Origin of the sequence: Streptomyces sp. NPDC058663 (assembly GCF_042716745.1) — a bacterium.
In the GTDB taxonomy this organism is placed as follows: Bacteria; Actinomycetota; Actinomycetes; order Streptomycetales; family Streptomycetaceae; genus Streptomyces.
In genome coordinates, this window is sequence record NZ_JBHXRV010000044.1 from 76,620 (window position 1) to 79,720 (window position 3,101).

At 73.2% G+C, this 3,101-nt stretch carries 2 protein-coding genes; both read right to left on the bottom strand.

All coding sequences use genetic code 11. From position 1 onward, the window contains the following. Positions 1-217: 217 nt before the first annotated feature. The gene (locus tag ACFWVV_RS28445; protein ID WP_384345121.1) at positions 218-1,276 is read right to left on the bottom strand and encodes a LacI family DNA-binding transcriptional regulator; all 1,059 of its coding nucleotides are present in this window, start codon (positions 1,274-1,276) and stop codon (positions 218-220) included. Next, complete coding sequence (locus ACFWVV_RS28450) at positions 1,261-2,937, bottom strand: glycoside hydrolase family 13 protein (RefSeq protein ID WP_384344981.1); 1,677 nt, start codon at positions 2,935-2,937, stop codon at positions 1,261-1,263. Before ACFWVV_RS28450 ends, ACFWVV_RS28445 begins: the two co-directional genes overlap by 16 nt. Positions 2,938-3,101: the final 164 nt, after the last annotated feature.

Below are 3,101 nucleotides of genomic sequence, written 5' to 3' on the forward strand. Positions count from 1 at the left end.
TGGGGGGCGGGGGGGGCGGGGGCGTGGGGGGGGGGGGTTGCGGGGGTGCAGAAAGTCGCGGGGGGGGGGTGGGCGGCGCCCCCCCCCCCCCCGACTGCATGTTCTTGCTGCAAGAAGTCAGCAACTTCTTGCCGAGTGACGGTACGAGCCGCCCCCGGGGAGGTCAATCCTTTGCGCAGGACCAGAACCGGAAGCAGTGTGGGCGCGAACCGGCAGGTCAGGCCCGCGCCTGCGCGGTGGACCCGCGCACCACCAGCTCCGGCTGGAACACGTACTCCGTGCGCTGCACCGGGTTGCCGCCCAGCTCTTCCAGCAGCGCGCCCACCGCGGCGGTCGCCATCGCCTGGACCGGCTGGCGCACGGTGGTGAGCGGGGGGTCGGTGAAGGGGATGAGCGGCGAGTCGTCGTAGCCGACCACCGACACGTCCCCCGGGACGCGCAGGCCCCGGTCGCGGGCCGCGCGGACGACGCCGAGCGCCATCATGTCGGAGCCGCAGACGATGCCCGTGCACCCCTGGTCCAACAGCTCACCGGCGGCGGCCTGGCCGCCCTCGACGCTGAACAGGGTGTGCTGGACGGCGAGTTCGGCGCGGTCGGCCGGGACGCCCAGCACCTCGGCGAGCGCGTCGATGAATCCGTCGCGCTTGCGCCGGGAGGGGACGTAACGGACGGGCCCCACCGCCAGGCCGATCCTCTCGTGGCCGAGGTCGGCGAGGTGGCCGACGGCCATGCGGACGGCGGCGCGGTCGTCCGGTGAGACGTAGGGGGCGCTGATCGCCGGGTTGTAACCGTTGATCAGGACGTACGGGATCTGCGCCGCGTCCAGCGCCCAGTAGCGCGCGGGGTCGGCGGACAGGTCGGCGTGCAGCCCGGAGAGGAAGACGATGCCGCCGACGCCGCGCTCCACGAGCTGCTCGACGAGTTCGTCCTCGGTCGCGCCGCCCGGGGTCTGCGTGCACAGGATCGGCGTGTAGCCCCGCCCCGCCAGGGTCTGCTCGATGACCTGGGCGAACGCCGGGAAGATCGGGTTGGTCAGCTCGGGAATGACGAGGCCGATCAGGTCCAGGGTGCGCTGCCTGAGGCGTACGGGGCGTTCGTAGCCGAGTACGTCGAGGGCGGCGAGCACCCGCTGCCGGGTGCCGTCGGCCACCCCGGCCTTGCCGTTGAGGACCCGGCTGACCGTGGCCTCGCTGACCTTGGCCTGCGCGGCGATGTCGGCCAGCCGGGGAGCGGGAACGCCGCTCCCCGGTGTCGTCAGCGTCACACGGCCCACCAGACGGTGGTGTCGGCGGGCAGCTCCAGCTCGCCGCCCTCGGCCACCACGTCGCCGCTGGCGAGCAGCACCCGGCCGGGGACCGCGATGCGGACCGGCTCGGACGTGGTGTTCGCCGTGCAGACGAAGCCCTCGCGGGCGAACGCCAGGACCCCTGTGGGGGCGTCGGGCAGCCAGCTGACGTCCGTGCCCGCGCCCAGGCCCGGGTGGTCGCGGCGCACCGCGAGCGCCGCGCGGTACAGCTCCAGGGTGGACGCCGGGTCGCCGGTCTGTGCCTCGACGGACAGGCCGCCCCACTCGGCGGGCTGGGGCAGCCAGCTGCCGCCCGTGCCGAAGCCGTACGACGGGCCCTCAACCGTCCACGGGATCGGCACCCGGCAGCCGTCGCGGAAGCCGTCCTGGCCGGCCGCGCGGAAGAAGGAGGGGTCCTCGCGGACGGCGTCGGGGAGGTCGGTGACGTCGGGCAGGCCGAGCTCCTCGCCCTGGTAGACGTAGGCGGAGCCGGGGAGGGCGAGCATGAGCAGGGTGGCCGCCCGCGCCCGGCGCAGCCCCAGCGCGCGGTCGCCCGGGGTGCGGATCTGGGTGCCCAGGCCCGGCGGGTTGGCGAAGCGGGTGGCGTGGCGGGTGACGTCGTGGTTGGAGAGGACCCAGGTGGTGGGCGCTCCGACGGGGCGCATCGCGGCCAGCGAGGTGTCGATGACCTCGCGCAGCGCCTCGGCGTCCCAGTAGGTGCCCAGGTACTGGAAGTTGAACGCCTGGTGGAGTTCGTCGGGGCGGACGTAGTTCGCGGTGCGCTGGACCGTGGGGGTCCAGGCCTCGGCGACGCCGATGCGCTGGCCCGGGTACTCGTCGAGGATCTGCCGCCAGGCGCGGTAGATGGCGTGCACGCCGTCCTGGTCGAAGAACGGCATGACGTCGTTGCCGAGCAGCTTGAGCTGGTCGTGGGTGCCGAGGTCCGGCAGGCCCTCGGCCTTGACCAGGCCGTGCGCCACGTCGATGCGGAAGCCGTCCACGCCCATGTCGAGCCAGAAGCGCAGGATGGAGCGGAACTCGTCGGCGACTGCCGGGTGCTCCCAGTTGAAGTCGGGCTGCTCGGGGGCGAAGAGGTGCAGGTACCAGTCGCCGGGGGTGCCGTCGGGGTCGACGGTGCGGGTCCAGGCCGGGCCGCCGAAGACGGACTCCCAGTCGTTCGGGGGGAGTTCACCGGTGGCGCCCTTGCCGGGGCGGAAGTGGTAGCGGTCGCGCAGGGCGGATCCGGGGCCCTCCGCCAGGGCGCGCTTGAACCACTCGTGCTGGTCGGAGGAGTGGTTGGGGACCAGGTCGGTGATGATGCGCAGGCCGAGCGCGTGGGCGTCGCGGATCAGGCCGTCGGCATCCAGCAGGGTGCCGAACATCGGGTCGATGGCCCGGTAGTCGGCGACGTCGTAGCCGGCGTCGGCCTGCGGGGAGGCGTAGAACGGGCTCAGCCAGACGGCGTCCACGCCCAGGTCGCGCAGGTACGGCAGCCGGGCGCGGACACCCGCGAGGTCGCCCATGCCGTCGCCGTCGCCGTCGGCGAAGCTGCGCGGGTAGACCTGGTAGATCACCGCGTCGCGCCACCAGTCGGTGGCCGCCTTCGGCGTGCCGTCGGTGTCGGGGGCAGGGGCAGCGAGGTGCTGGGTCATGTCGTCCCTGGGTGGTCTGGGAGGTGAGGGGGTGGACGGGCCGGGGGGGGGGGGGGGGGGGGCCCCCCCCCCCCCCGAAAAAACCCGAGGTGGCGCCGGCGGTAAATACCCGAACCACGTGTGGCTGGGCGAAGATTAAAAAAAGTAGATTATAAAAAAAAAAA